Origin of the sequence: Vibrio mytili, from assembly GCF_049563345.1 — a bacterium.
GTDB lineage: Bacteria > Pseudomonadota > Gammaproteobacteria > Enterobacterales > Vibrionaceae > Vibrio > Vibrio mytili.
The window spans coordinates 1,329,928-1,352,202 of the sequence record NZ_CP110482.1 but is presented as its reverse complement, the minus strand read 5'-3'; the positions used below and the strand labels follow the sequence as shown (position 1 = coordinate 1,352,202).

Sequence of the window (22,275 nt, the reverse complement as noted above, 5' to 3'; positions counted from 1 at the left end):
GAAAGGAGCCATCTGGTCATCTACGGTTTTATTAAACGTAAATGTCATTTTACCAATGCGTTACATTTGTATAGTTTGCCAAGTTGTTTACCAGTTTTGATGTGACAGACTATTTCACTCTTATGTGCCGAGAGCAAATGAATTTGAGCTATTCATAAATAAGATAAATGTCACTGGTTGTGATTGGTAAGGTATTGTCACACCTTGGTTTACTCTACCAAGCAATAACGCCTGTCACCTATGATATTGATCAAGTACTAACTACTCACAAAGTGTTAATTTGCAATCTATAATTACAATTTGTAAGCAAGTGTAGCGAGTTATTAAAATGAAAAAACGATATATTATTTTGCTATTAGTGGCCGGGATAGGGGTTGGCTGGTTAACCCTCGGGGGAACGGCAGCCGTCATGCACTACACCTCATCTACGGAGTTTTGTGTCTCATGTCATACTATGGAAACCCCTCTTAAAGAGTATCAAGGCTCTGTTCACTTTAGCAATGCTAAGGGTATTCGCGCAGAATGTGCGGACTGCCATATACCTCATGAACCTTTGGATTACTTGATAACTAAAATACGGGCATCTAAAGACATCTACCACGAATTTATAACTGGCAAAATTGATACTCCAGAAAAATACGAAGCACATCGCACAGAATTAGCAGAAATGGTGTGGGAACAGTTCCGTAAAAATGATTCTGCGACCTGTCGCTCTTGTCATGAGTTTGATGCGATGGAAGGGTTTGAGCAGTCCCGTGACGCAGTGAAAATGCACGCTTACGGTATCGAAAATAATCAAACTTGTATTGATTGTCACAAGGGGGTCGCACACTTCGCACCAGAGGCTGAGCTCGATAGCAAAGCGTTTGATACCTTAATGAGCTTTACGACTAAAACGTCACCAGATGCGAAAGTTGTATACCCAGTTACTACTATTGATATGGGTGAAATGGGAACCATTAATCCAACAACTGAGTTAGAAGTGGTGAGTGCTGAGGGTGATAATCGAACTGTTAAGTTACGTGCTTTCCAAATGAAAGGTGCCGAGCAAGTGCTTTATATGGGGGAAGGGCAGCGTGCGATAGTCGCGACGTTGACAGAGCAAGGTCAACAAGCGCTTGAGGGCGGTGACTTTACCGCTGATGTTTACGGCAACGAATGGCGATCTGTTTCATTGACAAGCACGATTGACTCTCCAGTTGTGGATACACTCGATCCTGTTTGGTCATACGCAGAAGAGTTGGACAATGTTTATTGTGCAACGTGTCACGCGAAGATTCCTTCGAATCACTTTACGGTGAACGCATGGGGACCAGTTGCGAAGAGTATGGGTGATCGTACGGATATTACTGCTGAAAATCTAGAAATTCTGACTAAGTTCTTCCAGCACCACGCGAAAGACGTGGTTGGTCACTAACGATAAATAGAAGGATAATACTATGACGAAAATGACCCGCCGCGGATTTTTAAAAGGTACCAGTATGGCGGCTGGTGCAATGGCATTCACTTCATTCGCGCCAATGTCGGTTGCGTCTTCAAATGAACGTGGTAAAGGCATTTTAACTGCAGGTCGCATGGGACCGTTACTGTGTGAAGTACAAGATGGCAAGCTGGTTTCTACAACCAATGCACTTGCTCAGACGGTACCAAATAGTTTGCAAAGCACTGGTCCTGATCAAGTTCACACTAAGGCTCGTGTGAAATTCCCAATGGTACGTAAAGGCTATTTGGCGAACCCGTCTTCACCTGAAGGCGTTCGTGGCCGCGATGAGTTTGTTCGAGTCTCTTGGGATGATGCGTACAAACTGATCCATGAGCAACACATGCGTATTCGTAAAGAATACGGCCCGACATCTATTTTCGCAGGTTCTTATGGCTGGCGTTCAAGTGGTGTGTTACATAAAGCGCAAACCTTGTTGCAACGCTACATGAGTATGGCTGGTGGTTATTCTGGCCACTTAGGTGATTACTCAACTGGTGCTGCTCAGGTCATCATGCCGCACGTTGTTGGTTCCATTGAAGTGTACGAGCAACAAACCACTTACCCTGTGGTTCTTGAACACAGTGATGTGGTGGTGCTTTGGGGTTTGAACCCAATTAACACCTTAAAAATCGCTTGGAGTTCAACAGACTGTGCTGGCTTAGAGTTCTTCCATCAACTGAAAAAATCGGGCAAAACCGTAATCGCGATAGACCCGATTCGTTCTGAAACCATAGAGTTCTTTGGCGATAATGCAGAGTGGATTGCCCCTCATCCAATGACTGACGTGGCAATGATGATGGGTATCGCGCATACATTAGTGAAACAGGGTAAGCACGATAAAGCCTTCCTCGATAAGTATGCTACTGGCTATGAGATCTTCGAAGCTTATTTATTAGGTGAAGAAGATGGTGTTGAGAAGTCCTCAGAGTGGGCATCTCAAATTTGTGGCGTCCCAGCGAAACAGATAGAGCTATTGGCTGATATCTTCAGCAAAAACCGTACTATGCTAATGTCTGGCTGGGGCATTCAGCGCCAGCAATACGGTGAACAACGTCATTGGATGTTGGTGACACTTGCATCTATGTTGGGGCAAATTGGCTTACCGGGTGGTGGCTTTGGTTTATCTTATCACTACTCAAATGGTGGTAACCCTGCTCGTGACGCAGGTGTACTTCCCGCGATTTCTGCTTCTATAGGTGGTGGTTCGTCTGCTGGTAATGACTGGGCGATCACGGGTGCAATACAAAGTTTCCCGGTTGCACGAATTGTTGAGGCACTGGAAAACCCAGGTAAATCATTCCACCATAATGGTCATGAACTCACGTTCCCTGACATCAAAATGATTTGGTGGGCTGGTGGTGCGAACTTTACTCACCATCAAGATACAAACCGTTTGATAAGAGCATGGCAAAAGCCTGAACTGATCGTGATTTCGGAACCTTATTGGACAGCAGCAGCAAAACATGCGGACATCGTGCTGCCAATTACGACATCGTTTGAGCGTAATGATCTGACGATGACAGGTGACTACAGTAACCAACATTTGGTACCGATGAAGCAAGTGGTTGAACCGCAAGGTGAAGCGCGGAATGACTTCGATGTCTTTGCTGACCTCGCTGAGTTTCTTGCACCTGGTGGACACGATGTATACACCGAAGGCAAAACTGAGATGGAGTGGCTATATGGCTTCTATAAAGTGGCGCAAAAAGGTGGCCGCGGATCTCGTGTAGCAATGCCTAACTTCAGTAAGTTTTGGGAAGATAACCAACTGATCGAAATGAAGTGGAACGAGAAAAACGCTCAGTTTGTTCGCTATGCTGACTTCCGTGAAGATCCGGTTATGAATCCATTAGGCACACCGAGTGGTAAGATCGAAATCTATTCGAAAACGATTGCAGGTTATCAGTTAGAAGACTGTCTGCCGCATCCTGCTTGGTTCGAGCCAACTGAATATACGGGTAACGCGCAAAGTGGTGAATTGCAGTTAATGACAGCGCATGCCGCGCACCGTCTACACAGTCAATTTAACTACGCGAAGATTCGTGAAGAGTACGCGATTGCAAACCGTGAGCCGATTTGGATTCACCCTGAAGATGCAAAATCTCGTGGCATTAATACTGGTGATCTCGTTCGTGCGTTTAACGGCCGTGGCCAAGTGTTAGTCGGTGCAGAAGTTACAGACCGTATCAAACAAGGCTCTGTGTGTATTCACGAGGGAGGTTGGCCTGACTTAGATCCGAATACTGGTATCTGTAAAAACGGCGGTTGTAACGTACTGACATTAGATATCCCTACGTCGAGACTCGCTAACGGCTGTGCGGCCAACTCAGCACTGGTCCGTATTGAAAAATACACAGGACCAGAGTTAGAACTCACAGCGTTTGAACCACCTAAAAACGGTTAGATAAATAACGTTTGAAAGTAAGAAGCCAGCGATTCGCTGGCTTCTTTTTTATTGAGAAAAAATCAATTTTTATTAAGCAAAAATCAAACAGGTTGATACAGAATTAGAGAAGCAAATGCCCTTTTTCTGTATAGCCAAAAGTAACTATGATTTCATCGCTCAGTTCATTAAGCTAAGTAAGTACTCACATTTGACTTTTGGATCGTCAGCATGACAAATCGCAGATACTAGTGCTAAACCGTGTACCCCAGTTGCGCTGAGTTCTGTGATAGTGGCTTCGTTAATGCCACCAATCGCGACGATCGGGAGAGATGTGGTATTGAGTGCCATTTTTAAACCATCTATACCCCAGTGTTTTTGGGTGTTGGTTTTGGTTGGTGTCGCATAGATAGCGCTTAAGCCGATGTAATCTATCGGTAGGGTGTCGACTTGCGCGAGTTGTTGCTCATCCTCAATGGATAAACCGAGAATTTTATTTGGACCAATCAGCTCGCGTGCGATATGAGCAGGCATGTCCGATTGACCGAGGTGCACGCCGTCAGCATCGACTGCAAGTGCAACATCGACTCGATCGTTGATGATTAATGGGATATTGGTATCTTTTAGAATCGCTTTTACCGCGAGTGCCCGTTCGATGAAAGCACGTACGTCACCATGTTTCTCACGAACTTGCACCATGGTCACGCCACCTTCCACTGCTTTACTGACCACATGCTTGAGCGTGGCAAGATCTTGTTGGTCATCGGTGACCAAATACAAACGATAGGCGTTCATTTTGTTTCCTTTATGCCTCCAACTCTTCGCTATGAGCCGGAGGCATCGATGTTAAGTTGCTCTGTTGTTAGTCTTTAATGACGGTAAGCTTGAGTCGTTTTGCCAGTGTTTGTTCATCAAGCTGATACAACTCGTCAAGCAAGGTTAATTGTAAGCTGCCCGGACCGCGCGCTTGTTCGGCGGCGATTTCACCCGCGACACCAAGTATGGCAGCGGCGGCTAAACCGGTTTCATCACCCACCGCGGCAAATGCGCCAGTGAGTGCAGATAACGTACAACCCATTCCCGTTACGTATGGCATCATTTCGTGGCCATTGCCGAGTGTTACGGTCTGCGATTTCGTCACGATGTAATCTGTCTCGCCAGAAATCACCACGTTTGCACCATATTCTGCAACCAAAAACTCAGCCGCACCTAAAGCAGCATCGCTGCTATCCAGAGAATCGACCCCTTTGCTCTGAGCCCGCTCGCCAGCTAGAGCAATGATTTCTGACGCGTTACCACGAATGATAAGTTTGTCTGCAAGACGCGCAATCTGGCGGGACGTTTCTGTTCTCAGTGTGCTTGCGCCGCAGCCTACAGGATCGAGGACGACGACTTTACCATTGGCATTGGCTTGCTCTACCGCAAAGATCATACGAGGTGTCCACTCGCTGTCGAGTGTGCCAATGTTGATCACCAGCGCGCCAGAAAATGACATCATTTCGGCCATCTCTTGTTTGGAGTGCGCCATGATTGGAGAGGCACCGATTGCCAGCAGAGCGTTCGCCGTGTTGTTCATTACAACGTAGTTCGTGATGTTCACAACCAATGGCTTTTGTTGACGTACAGCGGCTAATGCTTGAGTGATATTTTCAATTAACATGGGCGTCTCCAATTAATTTTGCTGAGCATTTAAGCCTTGTTGCCAGAAAGCGACTTCCATACGCGTTGCCGTTTTGAATACCTGAATTAGGTTCTGGCCGCGCTGGCTGTTGATGTCGATTTCAGCTAGTAGCTCGTTAAAGTGCGCCGCGCCCTCCGCAACACCTGACTGGAACTCTTCACCGCCATAGAGGGTGATCCAGCTAGCGTACGGGTTACCTTCAATAATGGTGTTTTCATCTTCCATCAACATTTTGCCAATAACCGCATAGCCGATAGAGCAAGGCGCTAATGCCGCATACAGGTCAACCAAATCACCCGTCATACCTGCATCTAGCACATAGCGTGTGTAGGCTACGGTGCCGAAATCTTCCGGTTCGTTTTCCAGATCGGATTCAGTCAAGCCCCATTGACCACAGTAAGTCACATGGTGAGCGATTTCTGAATCCAACAACGCATGAACGCTCGGCAGTGCGCGACGCATGTCATACAAAGTACGTGCTTTATAAATCGCTAATGCATAAGCGCGAGCGTATTGCTTGAGAAATAAAAAGTCCTGTTTCAAATAATGCAGAAAACAAGGTTGAGCAAGCGTGCCTTGCGCTAATTGCTGAACGAATAGGTGCTCTGTATATTCCTGCCAGTCTTGACGGCAAGCGTCGATCAAATCTTGGTATTTCATAATGGGATAACCTCAGAATTAGTCAAAGCTAGGCACGTAATCTTTCGCTTTTGGTAGCGTTTCGATGATTTTTTGTGAGTACATGAACTCGGCGTAATCGTCGTAACGTTTTAGATCAACTGCGGATGGGCGAAGCGCAAAACGAGTCAAGGTGTCATTCCAGGCTCGTTGGTTCAGTTCGTTGTTCAGCGTGTCTGGTGAGTAAGCAACAAACTCTTTCCAAGATGCTTTGGGATGGTTCACGATGTAAGTGGTGGCTTGCTCAAGCGCTTTGTTGAAGGCTTTGATGGCCTCTTTGTCGTATGTTTTTGCATTCGCGACAAACACAAGTTCGTCATATGCTGGCACGCCGTGTTCTTCTGGGAAGAAGGCTTTAGCTTGGTAGCCTTCTAACGCAAGTTGGTTAGTTTCGAAGTTACGTAGTCCACCCCAAATCGCATCCACTTTGCCTGATGCCAAAGATGAAGAAAGCGCCCAACCAACGTTGATGATTTGTACGTCAGAAAACTTTACATTTTCTTGCGCCAACATTGTGCCAATAGTCGCTTCTTCATTACCAGCGATAGCAATACCTATCTTCTTACCTTTTAGATCGGCAAGGCTGTCGTTCTTACCGTTGTCGAGTACCATCATGGTATTCAGTGGCGTTGCAATAAGTGTTGCGGAGCGAATCAGTGGTAGACCTGCTGCAACGTCAATCGTCAGGCTTGGCTGGTACGAAATTGCCATATCGACTTTGCCAGCAGCAACCAGCTTTGGGGGCGTACTTGGATCGGCAGGTTCTTGAATATTGACTTTTAAACCTTGCTCTTCAAAGTAACCTCGCTCTTGCGCGATGACAATAGGACCATGGTTAGGGTTCACGAACCAGTCCAACATCAAAGTCAGCTCTTTTTTGGCCGCCAGTACGTTAGTGGATACAATTGAAGCAAGCAGAGCTGCAGCGCTAATAAGTTTGTTTTTATTCACGGGTAATCTTCCTTTTGGTGATCTCTATTTGTTTTATCTATTTGCTTTCCCAAGGGATGGCTTTTTTCAATATTTTGTCAGTGGTGAAGTAGAGTGCGATGGACAGCACGGCGAGGATAAACAGTGCGGCAAACATCTCGTCGATGATCATGCGTGCGTTGGCTTGTAACATGAGATAACCCAAGCCTTCACTTGAACCGACCCACTCGCCGACGACCGCTCCAATTGGGGCGATAACGACTGCGACGCGAATGCCTGAAGCCAATGTTGGCAGTGCCGCGGGCAACTGAATGTGACGCAGCAGTTGCCATTTTGAAGCGCCCATCGTTTTAGCGAGATCTAGGTAGCCACTTGGGGTATTACGCAAACCGTCGTAACAACAAGTCGTAACAGGGAAAAAGATGATGATCGCTGCCATGACGACTTTTGATGCGATGCCGTAGCCAAGCCAAAGCATCAGAACGGGTGCAATGGCAAATACCGGAATCGCCTGGCTAGCAATCAGAATCGGTAGCAGCCAGCGTTTGAGTGGTTCGAACAGCAACATCTGTAGAGCAAACAACAACCCCATCGATAAGCCCAGAGTGAGCCCGAGCAAGATTTCTTTTGCCGTGACCCAAGTATGTGGGAGCAACACATCGTATCGCGACACCAATCTATCAAGTACTTCTATCGGGGCGGGTAAAATGAAGCTGGGCAGCTTGAATAGTATTACGGTCAATTGCCACAAACTTAAAATCACCGCAGTGCTGACCAATAACCGGGTTATAGGGTGTGTCACCCGTTCTTTTTTTCTGATGCGTGTGGAGACGCTCTGGTACTGAGTCATATCACTCATAATCTATCTCCAACTGCTCTAAGATCGTTTGCTGCAAAGTGGCGCACTCACCATCAATCGCGCGAGGCGGTTGGGATTCCGGTACGACTAGATGCTGAGCGCGTGCTGGTGTTCCTTGCAGAACATAAAGTTGATTCGCCAAGCGTACGGCCTCTTGTGGATCATGCGTAATGAGTATGACGGTTTTTCCTTTCAGCATGGTGGCAGAAAGAGTTTGCAGTTTATGACGGGTGACGGCATCCAGTGCGGAGAAAGGCTCATCCATTAAGATCAGTGGTTTGTCTTGCATCAGCGTGCGAGCTAGGGCGACTCGTTGTCGCATTCCACCTGAAAGCTGGCTTGGTTTTGCGTTTGCGTAATTTCTCAAGCCAACCTGCTCAAGCAATGTCATCGCACGTTGCTTGTTACACTGGTGTTGAGCGTGAGAAAATCGTGCGCTTAAACAAACATTATCTAGTACATTGAGCCATGGTAAGAGCAAATCCTGTTGTGCCATATACGCGATACGACCATGCAGATCGAGTTTATCCGTTGTAATTATTTCTCCCTGCCATTTGATTTGATCTTCGAGTAAACCTGCCAAATAACGCAAAATAGTGGTTTTTCCACTGCCACTACGACCGAGTAATACCGTCCACCGTCCAGCAGGGACAGTCATATGCAGTCCTGACAGAGTGGGCGCTTTGTTGTCGTTGAACTGTAGACAAGCGTTAGTTATCTGAATACCAAAGGCATTAGGATTCATTATTACTTGTCTCCAGACTTGCTCTGACAAAAAAGTGATGAACTGGGCCGTGTCCTTTACCTACCGCCAGTTCATCAGCGTGAGCAATCGCGCGGGAAATATATTGCTTACCCAAACGCACTGCTTGGTGCAGGTCATTACCTTGCCCTAGGTAAGACGCAATGGCAGAAGAAAGGGTACAACCCGTCCCATGAGTGTTTTTGGTTAGCAGACGTTTTGCGCTGATCAATGTCGCAGAGTCTTGCGTGATAAGAAGATCGTTGCTGTTCTCATCTGTCTCTAAATGTCCCCCTTTCAGCAATATTGCTTTTGCGCCAAGCGCACGAAGATCCGTAATCATTTCATTCATTTCGGCTTCAGATTCTGGAACAGGTCTGCCCGTTAACGCCGCGCCTTCCGGAAGGTTTGGGGTGACGATGTCTGCGAGAGGAATGAGTACTTCTTTTAAAGTATTAATCGAGGAGTGTTCCAATAATAAATCACCGCTAGTGGCGACCATTACTGGGTCAATGACCAAATGCTTTGGTTGGTACTGCTTAATTTTGTTCGCGACGACTTTAATGATATCGGAGTCCGCCAACATACCGATTTTTACTGCCACGATATTAAGGTCGGTAAAGACGGCATCGAGTTGGCTTTCAACATGTTCTAACGGGATAGGAAAAATGGCGGAAACGCCTAGGGTATTCTGTGAAGTGATGGCGGTAATGACAGAGCAAGCAAAACTGCCTGTTGCTGACATGGCTTTGATATCAGCCTGTATCCCGGCACCGCCACCGCTGTCAGAGCCAGCAATAGTTAAGACAACAGGAATTATTGATGATGACGTAGTACGAGATTTGGGCTTGAATTGTTGTGTCATGGTCGCTCCTATAACAAGACATATAGGAACTGACTTTGACTGATATTGGGCAGATCGACATTGAGATCTACGGTCGCAAGCCCTGGAAGTTAGGCTAAAGGCAAAGTGTATATAGTTCCCTACGTCAGTGCTAACTGAATCAGGTTCAACGGGTCTCGAATTTCGATCTCAGCCAGCGCACAATGACGCGGGCCCCCCGACTATTTGGTAAAGATGATAACAGGACACTAACCTAAGCGGTATGCTTTTTTGTAAGATTTATGATTGAGTGTCCGATGATGAATGCTAAAGTAGCATGTAAATCCCGTGCTTAAACGGTTTTAATAGTGTAACCCACTGCTTTTTTAATGAAATTTAGAATAATTAATAATAGCCCGTAATCTGATTTGGCAAGGATTAGTACAAAAATAGGTTAATAGAATGTTAAAATAGCTTCCGTTGCCAATGTAATGTTACGTACTGCTAGTAACGTTATTTAGGAAGGCTAAACGATCATCTAGCAAGGAGACTTCATGCTTAATTCTGCAACAGCGAAGTCAGTGATCGATCATGCTCTATTTTTAGGGGCTGATTTCGCTGAGCTATTCGTTGAACATCATCAAACCAACACCGTCCAGATCGCCTCTGGTGAAGTGGATAAGGTGAACTCAGGTATCGACTTTGGTATCGGTATTCGCCTTTTCTTCGGCCATAAAGTGCTTTACGGCTATACCAACAGCACCAATGAGGCTGAACTAAAGCGGGTCACGTCATTGCTTGCGGCAAAAGATAAGCGAGAGCAAATTGCATCTGCAGGAGCTTTGAACTTGAATCGCTACCCCATTCAGCATGGCTGTGCTCTGCCACTGAGCAAAGATGCCAACCTGGATTCTAAAATTGCGTTTCTACTTAACGTTGACCAAGCGGCTCGTTCTGAAAGTGAGTACATCAGTCAGTTTATAGGCAGTGTGCTGCAACGAGAACAGCAAGTTTCTATTTTCAACTCTGAAGGCTTGAACGTTGAAGATACTCGTCACTATATTCGAGTGGCGGGGAATACGGTGGCTCAAAAGGGCAATGAGCAATCTTCCGGAATGGAAGGGCCTGGTGCGCTAGCCGGTTGGGAGTATAGCGAACAACTGGATGCTCAAGATCTAGGCCAAACTATCGCACGACAAGCGCTGGTTAAGCTTGGTGCAGATGTGTGTCCATCAGGTGAGATGCCTGTGGTGATTGGCAATGGCTTTGGCGGTGTCATCTTCCACGAAGCGTGTGGTCACTTACTCGAAACAACGTCGGTCGCGAAGAAAGCGTCGGTGTTCCATGACAAGATGGGCGAGATGATTGCGCATTCTGCCGTTAGTGCTGTCGATGATGGCACGATGACGAACGAATGGGGCTCAATCCACGTTGATGATGAAGGTTTGTCAACGCAGCGTACCCAACTGATCAAAGACGGTAAGCTAACTAGCTTTATGGTCGACAAAATGGGTGGCATGAAGACGGGGTACGAACCAACAGGTTCTGGTCGTCGTCAGAACTACAAGTTCGCACCAACCTCGCGCATGCGCAATACCTTTATCGAAGAAGGAGAGCATTCACTCGATGATATGCTTGTGGGAATCGAACGCGGTATTTACGCCAAAAAAATGGGTGGTGGCTCCGTTCAACCAGGGACCGGCGAATTTAACTTTGCTGTTCGTGAAGCGTATTTGATTGAAAACGGCAAAATTACCAAGCCTTTGAAAGCGGCGACACTGATCAGTACTGGACCTAAAGTACTGAAAGAAATCAGTATGGTCGGTAAGGACATGGCACTTGCTCCAGGTATGTGTGGTTCAGTGAGTGGCGCAGTACCTACAACAGTCGGTCAACCAACCCTTAAAGTAGACAATATTCTGGTAGGAGGTGGTAACTAATGAGCCAAGAAAAACAACTTCTTAATGCAGTTGATTACGTCCTGTCAGAAGCCAAACGCCAAGGTGCGGAAGCGGATGTGATTGTGAACCGTAACAGTAGCTTTTCGCTAAAAGCAAACCAAGGCAAGCTGGATGAGTACAAAGTTAGCTCAAGCCAAGTGCTGGGTGTTCGAGTCATTAAAGACGAGCGTGTCGCGACAAGTTATTCTGAATCACTAGAGCAACCAAGTTTAGATTTGATGCTCACAAACGCGCTGCAAAGTGCTCGCTTTTCTAAACAAGATGAACATCAAACTATCAGCTGTGTAAACAGCAAAATCACTACTGATATTGCAGAAATTGCGCAAGACGATACCACATCGGTCGATGAGAAAATTGAATTGTCTCTCGCGCTTGAACAAGGTGTTGTGGCTCTGCCTCACGCTTCAAGCTCACCATACAATGGTTATAGCGATGGTGAATCTCAGCTGATCATTGCGAATACTCAAGGTACTCTATGTCAGCATTTTGAACGCTCTTTCAACTGTTATGCTTATACGCTTTTCGAAAAAGACGGTAAGCAATCGATGGCGGGCAAAATGTCGGTTGGTCGCCGTTTTGATGAGTTGAATCCAACTTACTGCATTGAAGGCGGTTACCACCTTGCTCGCGACCTCCTTGATGGAGCACCAGTTGCGACAGGTAACTATCCGGCCATCTTCCACATCAATGCGTTAAGCAGCCTGTTTGGTGCATTTGGCAGTGCGTTTTCTGGTGTGAGTGCGATGAAAGGCATCTCGCCACTGGGTGACAAGCTTGGTCAAAGCGTAGCAAGTGAACTGATCACCTTTACTGATGCGGCATACATGCCAAATGGTATGGCTATCACAGGGTTTGATAGTGAAGGTTTTGCCACCCAAGACAATGTGTTGATAGCCAATGGCCAACTGAATACGCTATTGCACAATAGCCAAACAGCGAGTTATTTGGGTGCAGTGTCGACGGCAAGTGCATCTCGCAGTGCAAAATCAAGCCTAGATGTTGCAGCGAATCATAAAGTGATCGCTACGGGTGGAAGTAGTGGTGCTGAAGTAAAAGCTGGTCAGTATCTAGAGCTTGTGGAGTTGCAAGGGGTTCATTCTGGCGCAGATGTAGTCAGTGGTGATTTCTCTTTTGGCGCAAGTGGCTTTTTATGCCGAGATGGTAAACGAGTTCAGCCAGTGCGTGGCATTACGGTCGCGGGAAACTTTTACAGAATGCTCCAAGAAGTGGAAGCGGTTGGAGATGTTCAGTTGACCAATGATAGTCGAACCTTTTTTGCACCAGATGTGCGTTTTTCACGTTTAAGCATTGGTGGCAAATAAGCCGAGCATTAGCAATACAGAAATAAAAAGAGGACTCAATGGAGTCCTCTTTCTTCTATACTACTTGCTGATACTCGTAGAGTTAAAACTCTCGGATGTCCAATTCATTGTGGATCAGCACCACACACTGAGAGGCGAAAAGCATCTTAGGGCCAAGGCTTATTTTCTCGGTGCCAAGGCGCTTCAAGCTGTTGAATGACTTCTTCGGCATAGGAATGTGGTCGGTGAGCAAAAAACATGGGTTCGGACCTATTTCAGCGTCGCGCACGAACTCGCCTTTCTTGTCTAACATATAAAGCTGATGGTCTTCAGCAAGTTCTTGAACCAAGCGTTCGAAGCTTACCGTGCGTACGATAATTCCCGGTTCGACTTCGCGAAGCTGTTCTTTACCCATACCTGCAGATGCATCCAACGCGCGAGCAATTGCTGCGATTAGCGTCGATTCATGAAAACCGCCAATATTAGTGATGTCGTTTGAACGGATGGTAATTGTGCGTGAGTAATCTTTCGTGCTCTCTAGAACTAAGTGAACCACAACATCTTCGCGATGAGATTGAGCGACAAACATCGTGTTCATCATGGTATGAGCAAGGATTTCAGTATGCGCTTCATTACCAACACCTTCTAGTAGTGCTTTGCTGGTGGTCGGTGCCGCGCGAGCTCGTAAAACAAAAGAGCGCATGAATTTAGCCTCTAATAGGAAGAGTGAATGCGCGAAGTATATACCCAGACGGCTCCTTGGTGCGAGTTTAATAGCAAATGTGAACTTACTTACAAAGCTTTTATTGTGATGAGTGCACTGACCGTTAAAATGGCCTTAGCCCAATTAGGAGTGGTCCATGGAAATTAAAAATATAGATAAAGTAGTCTATCGAAAGAAAGTTAACCTTGTTATAGGCGGCTTTATTATTTTACTTGCCGTATCGTCTTTGGCGTTTAGTACTCTACTCATTAGTTTTTTTGGAAATACTAGTATTCAGCCAGAGCAATCGACTGGTAACTTTCACTGGAACTTAATCGGTGTCATTTTAGCACTGACTACGTCACTTTCGTTGCTGAATCAGATTAAAAAAAGCCCGTTTATGTTAGAGGTCTGGTACGTCTGGAAATTAAAGCAGTTGCACAACAAGATTTACCGCAAGCTAAAATATATTAAGGCTGCCGCGAGTTCTGATGATCTCAAAGCGCTAACCATTCTTAAGTTCTACTACACCACACAAAGACAAGTATTTGAGTTGGATAACAACACAATCACCATCAGCAATGTAAATAAAGAAATAGAAACGATTGAAGAAATCGAAGCGAGTAAATCATTATTACTTGATATTACGAGTTTTGAAGAGGCGTGGTTGGACACATATTGATCGCTAATTTGCTACGTTTATATAACATTTAACTGCTAAAAATAACCGTTTGAATAAGATTTCGTCACTCAACGTGTAGAACTGAATTTTTTATTAAAAAAGGGTTGCCAAGAAAAATCATCTCCCTATAATTCGCCTCCGTTGTCAGGGCAAAGCGGAAACGCAAAAGCAGTTGGCAACGAGGCGAAATAACACTTCTAAAAATTAACTTAAAAAGTGTTTGACACTGAAAATTAGTTCATTAGAATACGCCTCCGCTTTGAGAGAAAACTTCTCGAAAAGCAAGCTCTTTAACAATATAGACCTATCAATCTGTGTGGGCACTCGTTGATGATAATCCAATTAGATACCTCGGTATCAAATTAGGTTTCAATGATACGAAGTGACCATTCGAATTGGGAAGCAGCCTTGAGCTGTTTTGTTTTACTTTTTCAAAAGTGAAAACCAATAAGAGCACAGTCAATTCAAACATTACGTTATGTAATGTTCAGTATTCATTGAGCCGAAAAAACTTTAAATTGAAGAGTTTGATCATGGCTCAGATTGAACGCTGGCGGCAGGCCTAACACATGCAAGTCGAGCGGAAACGAGTTAACTGACCCTTCGGGGAACGTTAACGGCGTCGAGCGGCGGACGGGTGAGTAATGCCTAGGAAATTGCCCTGATGTGGGGGATAACCATTGGAAACGATGGCTAATACCGCATGATGCCTTCGGGCCAAAGAGGGGGACCTTCGGGCCTCTCGCGTCAGGATATGCCTAGGTGGGATTAGCTAGTTGGTGAGGTAAGGGCTCACCAAGGCGACGATCCCTAGCTGGTCTGAGAGGATGATCAGCCACACTGGAACTGAGACACGGTCCAGACTCCTACGGGAGGCAGCAGTGGGGAATATTGCACAATGGGCGCAAGCCTGATGCAGCCATGCCGCGTGTATGAAGAAGGCCTTCGGGTTGTAAAGTACTTTCAGCAGTGAGGAAGGGGTGTGTGTTAATAGCGCACATCTTTGACGTTAGCTGCAGAAGAAGCACCGGCTAACTCCGTGCCAGCAGCCGCGGTAATACGGAGGGTGCGAGCGTTAATCGGAATTACTGGGCGTAAAGCGCATGCAGGTGGTTTGTTAAGTCAGATGTGAAAGCCCGGGGCTCAACCTCGGAATAGCATTTGAAACTGGCAGACTAGAGTACTGTAGAGGGGGGTAGAATTTCAGGTGTAGCGGTGAAATGCGTAGAGATCTGAAGGAATACCGGTGGCGAAGGCGGCCCCCTGGACAGATACTGACACTCAGATGCGAAAGCGTGGGGAGCAAACAGGATTAGATACCCTGGTAGTCCACGCCGTAAACGATGTCTACTTGGAGGTTGTGGCCTTGAGCCGTGGCTTTCGGAGCTAACGCGTTAAGTAGACCGCCTGGGGAGTACGGTCGCAAGATTAAAACTCAAATGAATTGACGGGGGCCCGCACAAGCGGTGGAGCATGTGGTTTAATTCGATGCAACGCGAAGAACCTTACCTACTCTTGACATCCAGAGAACTTTCCAGAGATGGATTGGTGCCTTCGGGAACTCTGAGACAGGTGCTGCATGGCTGTCGTCAGCTCGTGTTGTGAAATGTTGGGTTAAGTCCCGCAACGAGCGCAACCCTTATCCTTGTTTGCCAGCGAGTCATGTCGGGAACTCCAGGGAGACTGCCGGTGATAAACCGGAGGAAGGTGGGGACGACGTCAAGTCATCATGGCCCTTACGAGTAGGGCTACACACGTGCTACAATGGCGCATACAGAGGGCAGCCAACTTGCGAGAGTGAGCGAATCCCAAAAAGTGCGTCGTAGTCCGGATTGGAGTCTGCAACTCGACTCCATGAAGTCGGAATCGCTAGTAATCGTGGATCAGAATGCCACGGTGAATACGTTCCCGGGCCTTGTACACACCGCCCGTCACACCATGGGAGTGGGCTGCAAAAGAAGTAGGTAGTTTAACCTTCGGGGGGACGCTTACCACTTTGTGGTTCATGACTGGGGTGAAGTCGTAACAAGGTAGCGCTAGGGGAACCTGGCGCTGGATCACCTCCTTATATACGATGGATAGTTTGCTTTCACTTTTTAAAGTGAAGACAAATGAGTCACGATGAGTGTCCACACAGATTGATACGGTTTATAAAGTTTAAGAGAGAGAACATCCCCCAAGATGTTCAAGCGATTTTGGTTCTGCTTTTTCAAAAGTGGAAGCAAACACAGTGTCCCGTTCGTCTAGAGGCCTAGGACACCGCCCTTTCACGGCGGTAACAGGGGTTCGACTCCCCTACGGGATACCACTTTCTTTTTGAAAGTAAATGGGTCGTTAGCTCAGTTGGTAGAGCAGTTGACTTTTAATCAATTGGTCGCAGGTTCGAATCCTGCACGACCCACCATTCCTTCCATTAGGAATTAAAACTCAAAGTATGGGGCTATAGCTCAGCTGGGAGAGCGCCTGCCTTGCACGCAGGAGGTCTGCGGTTCGATCCCGCATAGCTCCACCATATTTTGAAATAATGGGCGATTAGCTCAGTTGGGAGAGCACCTGCCTTACAAGCAGGGGGTCACTGGTTCGAGCCCGGTATCGCCCACCATCTTTAAGTGCACTTTATTTGAAATAGAAAGCAGAGTGCTTTTAGAAATGGTTTCTTTCTTTAAATAGAAAGTTAAACATAGCTCTTTAACAATTTGGAAAGCTGACAAAACAACAATTTATTGTTGTTTGTAAAGTTCTCAAAGTATTCCTAAGGGAATACAACTAAAAACACATTCAAGTGTTCTTGGGAATAACATCTTTAGATGTTGTTCATATTTGAGTCCGGCAAAATCGAACTGTCTCTCGCTCATTCAAATAATGAGAGACAACTTTGGTTGTTTAACGTCAATTCGAAACTTCTTCGGGTTGTATGGTTAAGTGACTAAGCGTACACGGTGGATGCCTTGGCAGTCAGAGGCGATGAAGGACGTATTAACTTGCGATAAGCCCAGATTAGGCAGTAAAAGCCACTTGAGTCTGGGATTTCCGAATGGGGAAACCCACTTACATAAGTAAGTATCGTTATGTGAATACATAGCATAACGAGGCGAACCGGGAGAACTGAAACATCTAAGTACCCCGAGGAAAAGAAATCAACCGAGATTCCGAAAGTAGCGGCGAGCGAAATTGGACTAGCCCTTAAGCTTTATATGCGTTAGACGAACGGTCTGGAAAGTCCGGCGATACAGGGTGATAGCCCCGTAGTTGACAACGCACATTCAGTGAAATCGAGTAGGGCGGGACACGTGATATCCTGTCTGAATATGGGGGGACCATCCTCCAAGGCTAAATACTACTGACTGACCGATAGTGAACCAGTACCGTGAGGGAAAGGCGAAAAGAACCCCTGTGAGGGGAGTGAAATAGAACCTGAAACCGTGTACGTACAAGCAGTAGGAGCACCTTTGTGGTGTGACTGCGTACCTTTTGTATAATGGGTCAGCGACTTATATTCAGTGGCAAGGTTAACCATCTAGGGGAGCCGTAGGGAAACCGAGTCTTAACTGGGCGTTCAGTCTCTGGATATAGACCCGAAACCAGGTGATCTAGCCATGGGCAGGTTGAAGGTTGAGTAACATCAACTGGAGGACCGAACCGACTAATGTTGAAAAATTAGCGGATGACTTGTGGCTAGGGGTGAAAGGCCAATCAAACCTGGAGATAGCTGGTTCTCCCCGAAAGCTATTTAGGTAGCGCCTCGGACGAATACTACTGGGGGTAGAGCACTGTTAAGGCTAGGGGGTCATCCCGACTTACCAACCCTTTGCAAACTCCGAATACCAGTAAGTACTATCCGGGAGACACACGGCGGGTGCTAACGTCCGTCGTGGAGAGGGAAACAACCCAGACCGCCAGCTAAGGTCCCAAATTACTACTAAGTGGGAAACGATGTGGGAAGGCTCAGACAGCCAGGATGTTGGCTTAGAAGCAGCCATCATTTAAAGAAAGCGTAATAGCTCACTGGTCGAGTCGGCCTGCGCGGAAGATGTAACGGGGCTAAGTAGTAAACCGAAGCTGCGGCAATATACTTTTGTATATTGGGTAGGGGAGCGTTCTGTAAGCGGTTGAAGGTGTGTGGTAACGCATGCTGGACGTATCAGAAGTGCGAATGCTGACATGAGTAACGATAAAGGGGGTGAAAAACCCCCTCGCCGGAAGACCAAGGGTTCCTGTCCAACGTTAATCGGGGCAGGGTAAGTCGACCCCTAAGGCGAGGCCGAAAGGCGTAGTCGATGGGAAACGGGTTAATATTCCCGTACTTCAACTTATTGCGATGGGGGGACGGAGAAGGCTAGGTGGGCCTGGCGACGGTTGTCCAGGTTCAAGTGCGTAGGCTTAAGAGTTAGGTAAATCCGGCTCTTTTTAAGGCTGAGACACGACGTCGAGCATCTACGGATGTGAAGTCATTGATGCCATGCTTCCAGGAAAAGCCTCTAAGCTTCAGATAAGTTGGAATCGTACCCCAAACCGACACAGGTGGTCGGGTAGAGAATACCAAGGCGCTTGAGAGAACTCGGGTGAAGGAACTAGGCAAAATGGTACCGTAACTTCGGGAGAAGGTACGCTCCTGGCGGTGAAGTCCCTTGCGGATGGAGCTACTAGGAGTCGCAGATACCAGGTGGCTGCAACTGTTTATTAAAAACACAGCACTGTGCAAAATCGTAAGATGACGTATACGGTGTGACGCCTGCCCGGTGCCGGAAGGTTAATTGATGGGGTTAGACTTTGGTCGAAGCTCTTGATCGAAGCCCCGGTAAACGGCGGCCGTAACTATAACGGTCCTAAGGTAGCGAAATTCCTTGTCGGGTAAGTTCCGACCTGCACGAATGGCGTAATGATGGCCACGCTGTCTCCACCCGAGACTCAGTGAAATTGAAATCGCTGTGAAGATGCAGTGTACCCGCGGCTAGACGGAAAGACCCCGTGAACCTTTACTACAGCTTGGCACTGAACATTGACCCTACATGTGTAGGATAGGTGGGAGGCTTTGAAACCAGCACGCCAGTGTTGGTGGAGCCGACCTTGAAATACCACCCTTGTAGTGTTGATGTTCTAACTTGGTCCCCTTATCGGGGATGAGGACAGTGCCTGGTGGGTAGTTTGACTGGGGCGGTCTCCTCCCAAAGAGTAACGGAGGAGCACGAAGGTGGGCTAATCACGGTTGGACATCGTGAGGTTAGTGCAATGGCATAAGCCCGCTTGACTGCGAGAATGACAATTCGAGCAGGTGCGAAAGCAGGTCATAGTGATCCGGTGGTTCTGAATGGAAGGGCCATCGCTCAACGGATAAAAGGTACTCCGGGGATAACAGGCTGATACCGCCCAAGAGTTCATATCGACGGCGGTGTTTGGCACCTCGATGTCGGCTCATCACATCCTGGGGCTGAAGTCGGTCCCAAGGGTATGGCTGTTCGCCATTTAAAGTGGTACGCGAGCTGGGTTTAGAACGTCGTGAGACAGTTCGGTCCCTATCTGCCGTGGGCGTTGGAGAATTGAAAGGGGCTGCTCCTAGTACGAGAGGACCGGAGTGGACGAACCTCTGGTGTTCGGGTTGTGTCGCCAGACGCATTGCCCGGTAGCTAAGTTCGGAATTGATAACCGCTGAAAGCATCTAAGCGGGAAGCGAGCCTTGAGATGAGTTCTCCCTGATACTTTAAGTATCCTAAAGGGTTGTCGTAGACTACGACGTTGATAGGTCAGGTGTGTAAGCGTTGTGAGGCGTTGAGCTAACTGATACTAATTGCCCGTGAGGCTTAACCATACAACACCCAAGGGGTTTTGATGGACTCAATGAAAGAACATTGAATGTGTGATAATGAGAAATAAAAACAGCTTTCCAGATTATTAAACTTGCTTAAGCAGCGAGTTTAACCCGAATTTGCTTGGCGACCATAGCGTTTTGGACCCACCTGACTCCATTCCGAACTCAGAAGTGAAACAAAGTAGCGCCGATGGTAGTGTGGGGTTTCCCCATGTGAGAGTAGGACATCGCCAGGCTTGCTTCCTTGTTTTTAGATTTTGAAAATCTAAAGGCAAAACTAAATAGGTATTCATCTTTAAAAAAGATGAAAGCCAAGACTAAAAATTAGCATCTATGTGTAAGACTAAATTTTAGTAACAATTTGTGGAGAGATGGCTGAGTGGTTGAAAGCACCGGTCTTGAAAACCGGCATACGTTAATAGCGTATCTAGGGTTCAAATCCCTATCTCTCCGCCACATTCAAGCCCTTGATTTATCAAGGGCTTTTCTCGTTTTAAGACGTTCAAATGTCACCTAATACAAGTAGGTGATACATATGTATTTGATTAAACTGAGCAATAACGTGTTTTATACACGTATTTCCACTCCCGCTATTCTGCAAACTTCTCTGGGTTATCCGAGAGAGATTCGTCTCTCTCTTTTCACTAAATATCGTCGATTAGCGACCAAACGAAATGCTCAGCTTGCTAGCGCGATTCACACGCTACATGAACAAGCTTTAGCAGAAAACATCCCTTATACAGATTTTAAGATTAGCTTATCTACAAAGGTGGCGGAGATTCGCCAACAGTTCTGCTCTAATCTTCCGCATGTAGACAACCCACAGTCAAAATGTACGTCAATGAGTATGGAGACCCGAGCAATGCCTGCTCCTGCTCCTGCTCCTGCTCCTGAAGAAAGCCTAAACAGTCGTTTGGTTGGAGCACAAGAACTTACCACCGAGTTAAATAACTTTATTCGTAGTAAACGTCTGGAACAAGTAACGCCTTTGACTCTAACTCAATTAAATCAACGGTGTACTAACTTCTTGAACTATCTAGCCAAACAGGAGATCTGCTTATCTGCGAAAGCTGCCAACACTTACAGAGATCACTTAATTGAAAAAGGATTAAGTGCAAAGACAGTAAAAGAATACATTGCAGCAAATAAGCAGTTCTTTGACTATTGCGAACGAATTGAACTCATCGAAAGAAATATTTTCAAAGCGGTAAAAGCACCAAAAAGCCGTGGTACAAAAGCATCACAGCAACGTGATCGGTGGCAGTTAAAAGATCTTAAAAGACTATTTTCTAGCCCCGAATTTCGTAAAAAAGACACTCAGTTTCAATGGACAACCAAACTACAGCTCTATCAAGGATGTAGGCCTTCTGAAGTTTGCCAGTTGACGACTAATGACATCCAAGTCATTGAAGGTGTCTCATGCATCACGGTTTCCGATTCTGACGCTGAACAGCGGCTAAAAACATCCAATGCTTTCCGCACTATCCCTTTGCACTATCAATTGATAAAAGAGGGCTTTCTTGATTATGTGCAAGAGCGCCGAGAACAAAAACAGAAACAGCTTTTTGATTATAAGCCGCACGGAGAAAATAAAGATTGGTCATTTCGATACCGTACCAACCTGGGGAAATTGCAAACCACAATCGGGATGAAGCCCAATGCTCGACCAACGGCTTACTCATTCCGACATACTTTTATCGATGAGTTAAAGATTGCTGATATACCAGAGCACATAGTGGCTGAAATCGTTGGGCATGCTCATCCTAACATCACCTTCGGACGATACGGAAAACAAGCGAATATTCAGCAATTAAATGAAGCAGTTAACAAGTTTCCATCAGTAGAGGTGATGTATGCGTAAACTAGCAAACTTTGAGCTTAAAGCGATTCTAGACGCCATTGAGCATGCTGATTTTACAAATAACTATGACTTCTTCAATCTGTTAACTTGTGGGATATCAATTGAACAGATTAGAGCAGTATATAGACTTAGATCAGCTTTGCTGCGTGACTCTTCTAAAACGATCTTTGATTATCCCTTGTTCCTTGATCAAATTTACTCGAATGTTGACTCCTTCTACTCTGTCAAGGAGGCTCTTGGATACGAAGTTAATACCCAAGAAATAGAGCGTGAAGATAAGCTTATATTTCTTATGCAGTTTTTAGCTGAAAACAAAATGCAACTCAGTATAGACCGCCGTAATACACCGTACTCTATTGCAATAAATCTAGGCTAGGAAGGA

Annotated in this window: 15 protein-coding genes, 5 tRNA genes, 3 rRNA genes and 1 riboswitch; of the genes, 15 read left to right on the top strand and 8 right to left on the bottom strand. The window is 46.3% G+C overall.

Annotated elements, in window-relative coordinates:
• Window positions 1-322 precede the first annotated feature (322 nt).
• A complete protein-coding gene (locus ONE56_RS19560; protein WP_041155210.1) occupies window positions 323-1,417 on the top strand; it encodes a NapC/NirT family cytochrome c in 1,095 nt (364 codons plus the stop codon).
• Window positions 1,418-1,439: 22 nt separating this feature from the next.
• Window positions 1,440-3,887 carry a molybdopterin guanine dinucleotide-containing S/N-oxide reductase gene (locus ONE56_RS19555; RefSeq protein WP_423840797.1) on the top strand — a complete coding sequence of 816 codons (2,448 nt, stop codon included), beginning with the start codon at window positions 1,440-1,442 and terminating at the stop codon, window positions 3,885-3,887.
• A 159-nt stretch (window positions 3,888-4,046) separates the two neighbouring features.
• Here ONE56_RS19555 and thiE read toward each other — a convergent pair whose 3' ends face one another.
• The 7 genes from thiE to thiD form a co-directional block, all read right to left on the bottom strand.
• Entirely contained in the window at window positions 4,047-4,661 is a 615-nt protein-coding gene (gene thiE / locus ONE56_RS19550; RefSeq protein WP_423840796.1) for a thiamine phosphate synthase, read from the bottom strand.
• A 67-nt stretch (window positions 4,662-4,728) separates the two neighbouring features.
• Entirely contained in the window at window positions 4,729-5,526 is a 798-nt protein-coding gene (thiM, locus tag ONE56_RS19545; RefSeq protein ID WP_176292225.1) for a hydroxyethylthiazole kinase, read from the bottom strand.
• A gap of 12 nt (window positions 5,527-5,538) precedes the next feature.
• On the bottom strand, window positions 5,539-6,207 hold the full coding sequence (tenA, locus tag ONE56_RS19540) for a thiaminase II (RefSeq protein ID WP_041155214.1): 669 nt from the start codon (window positions 6,205-6,207) through the stop codon (window positions 5,539-5,541).
• An 18-nt stretch (window positions 6,208-6,225) separates the two neighbouring features.
• Entirely contained in the window at window positions 6,226-7,176 is a 951-nt protein-coding gene (locus ONE56_RS19535; protein ID WP_423840795.1) for an ABC transporter substrate-binding protein, read from the bottom strand.
• 37 nt (window positions 7,177-7,213) lie between these two features.
• Entirely contained in the window at window positions 7,214-8,014 is an 801-nt protein-coding gene (locus ONE56_RS19530; protein WP_423840794.1) for an ABC transporter permease, read from the bottom strand.
• On the bottom strand, window positions 8,007-8,759 hold the full coding sequence (locus ONE56_RS19525) for an ABC transporter ATP-binding protein (RefSeq protein WP_331437981.1): 753 nt from the start codon (window positions 8,757-8,759) through the stop codon (window positions 8,007-8,009). The genes ONE56_RS19530 and ONE56_RS19525 overlap by 8 nt, the downstream gene beginning before the upstream one ends.
• Complete coding sequence (gene thiD / locus ONE56_RS19520; protein WP_041155217.1) at window positions 8,749-9,621, bottom strand: bifunctional hydroxymethylpyrimidine kinase/phosphomethylpyrimidine kinase; 873 nt, start codon at window positions 9,619-9,621, stop codon at window positions 8,749-8,751. Before thiD ends, ONE56_RS19525 begins: the two co-directional genes overlap by 11 nt.
• 99 nt (window positions 9,622-9,720) lie before the next feature.
• Window positions 9,721-9,830, bottom strand: a riboswitch (TPP riboswitch).
• 303 nt (window positions 9,831-10,133) lie between these two features.
• Between thiD and ONE56_RS19515 the strand changes: the two genes are divergently transcribed.
• Together ONE56_RS19515 and ONE56_RS19510 are read left to right on the top strand one after the other, a co-directional pair.
• Complete coding sequence (locus tag ONE56_RS19515; protein WP_331437982.1) at window positions 10,134-11,519, top strand: TldD/PmbA family protein; 1,386 nt, start codon at window positions 10,134-10,136, stop codon at window positions 11,517-11,519.
• Window positions 11,519-12,862 carry a TldD/PmbA family protein gene (locus ONE56_RS19510; RefSeq protein WP_423840793.1) on the top strand — a complete coding sequence of 448 codons (1,344 nt, stop codon included), beginning with the start codon at window positions 11,519-11,521 and terminating at the stop codon, window positions 12,860-12,862. Before ONE56_RS19515 ends, ONE56_RS19510 begins: the two co-directional genes overlap by 1 nt.
• 82 nt (window positions 12,863-12,944) lie before the next feature.
• Here the strand turns inward: ONE56_RS19510 and trmY are convergent, their stop codons facing one another.
• The gene (gene trmY / locus ONE56_RS19505; protein ID WP_423840792.1) at window positions 12,945-13,544 is read right to left on the bottom strand and encodes a tRNA (pseudouridine(54)-N(1))-methyltransferase TrmY; all 600 of its coding nucleotides are present in this window, start codon (window positions 13,542-13,544) and stop codon (window positions 12,945-12,947) included.
• Between the two features lie 157 nt (window positions 13,545-13,701).
• Here trmY and ONE56_RS19500 point away from each other — a divergent pair, with 157 nt between their 5' ends.
• The 11 genes from ONE56_RS19500 (at window position 13,702) to ONE56_RS19450 (ending at window position 22,269) form a co-directional block, all read left to right on the top strand.
• Window positions 13,702-14,226 (top strand): DUF3087 family protein, encoded by a 525-nt coding sequence (locus ONE56_RS19500; RefSeq protein ID WP_423840791.1) that lies wholly within the window; start codon window positions 13,702-13,704, stop codon window positions 14,224-14,226.
• A gap of 515 nt (window positions 14,227-14,741) precedes the next feature.
• Window positions 14,742-16,294 (top strand): 16S ribosomal RNA (locus tag ONE56_RS19495).
• A gap of 164 nt (window positions 16,295-16,458) precedes the next feature.
• Window positions 16,459-16,534, top strand: a tRNA-Glu gene (locus tag ONE56_RS19490).
• A 20-nt stretch (window positions 16,535-16,554) separates the two neighbouring features.
• Window positions 16,555-16,630: transfer RNA gene (locus tag ONE56_RS19485), tRNA-Lys, on the top strand.
• Window positions 16,631-16,662: 32 nt separating this feature from the next.
• A tRNA-Ala gene (locus ONE56_RS19480) sits at window positions 16,663-16,738 on the top strand.
• Window positions 16,739-16,752: 14 nt separating this feature from the next.
• Window positions 16,753-16,828: transfer RNA gene (locus tag ONE56_RS19475), tRNA-Val, on the top strand.
• Between the two features lie 314 nt (window positions 16,829-17,142).
• A 23S ribosomal RNA gene (locus tag ONE56_RS19470) occupies window positions 17,143-20,032 on the top strand.
• Window positions 20,033-20,152: 120 nt separating this feature from the next.
• Window positions 20,153-20,268, top strand: a 5S ribosomal RNA gene (rrf, locus tag ONE56_RS19465).
• Together the 16S, 23S and 5S rRNA genes with 5 tRNA genes alongside form the textbook arrangement of a ribosomal RNA operon.
• Window positions 20,269-20,397: 129 nt before the next feature.
• A tRNA-Ser gene (locus tag ONE56_RS19460) sits at window positions 20,398-20,488 on the top strand.
• A gap of 79 nt (window positions 20,489-20,567) precedes the next feature.
• On the top strand, window positions 20,568-21,893 hold the full coding sequence (locus ONE56_RS19455; RefSeq protein ID WP_423840790.1) for a tyrosine-type recombinase/integrase: 1,326 nt from the start codon (window positions 20,568-20,570) through the stop codon (window positions 21,891-21,893).
• Window positions 21,886-22,269 carry a hypothetical protein gene (locus ONE56_RS19450; RefSeq protein WP_024703259.1) on the top strand — a complete coding sequence of 128 codons (384 nt, stop codon included), beginning with the start codon at window positions 21,886-21,888 and terminating at the stop codon, window positions 22,267-22,269. The genes ONE56_RS19455 and ONE56_RS19450 overlap by 8 nt, the downstream gene beginning before the upstream one ends.
• Window positions 22,270-22,275 lie beyond the last annotated feature (6 nt).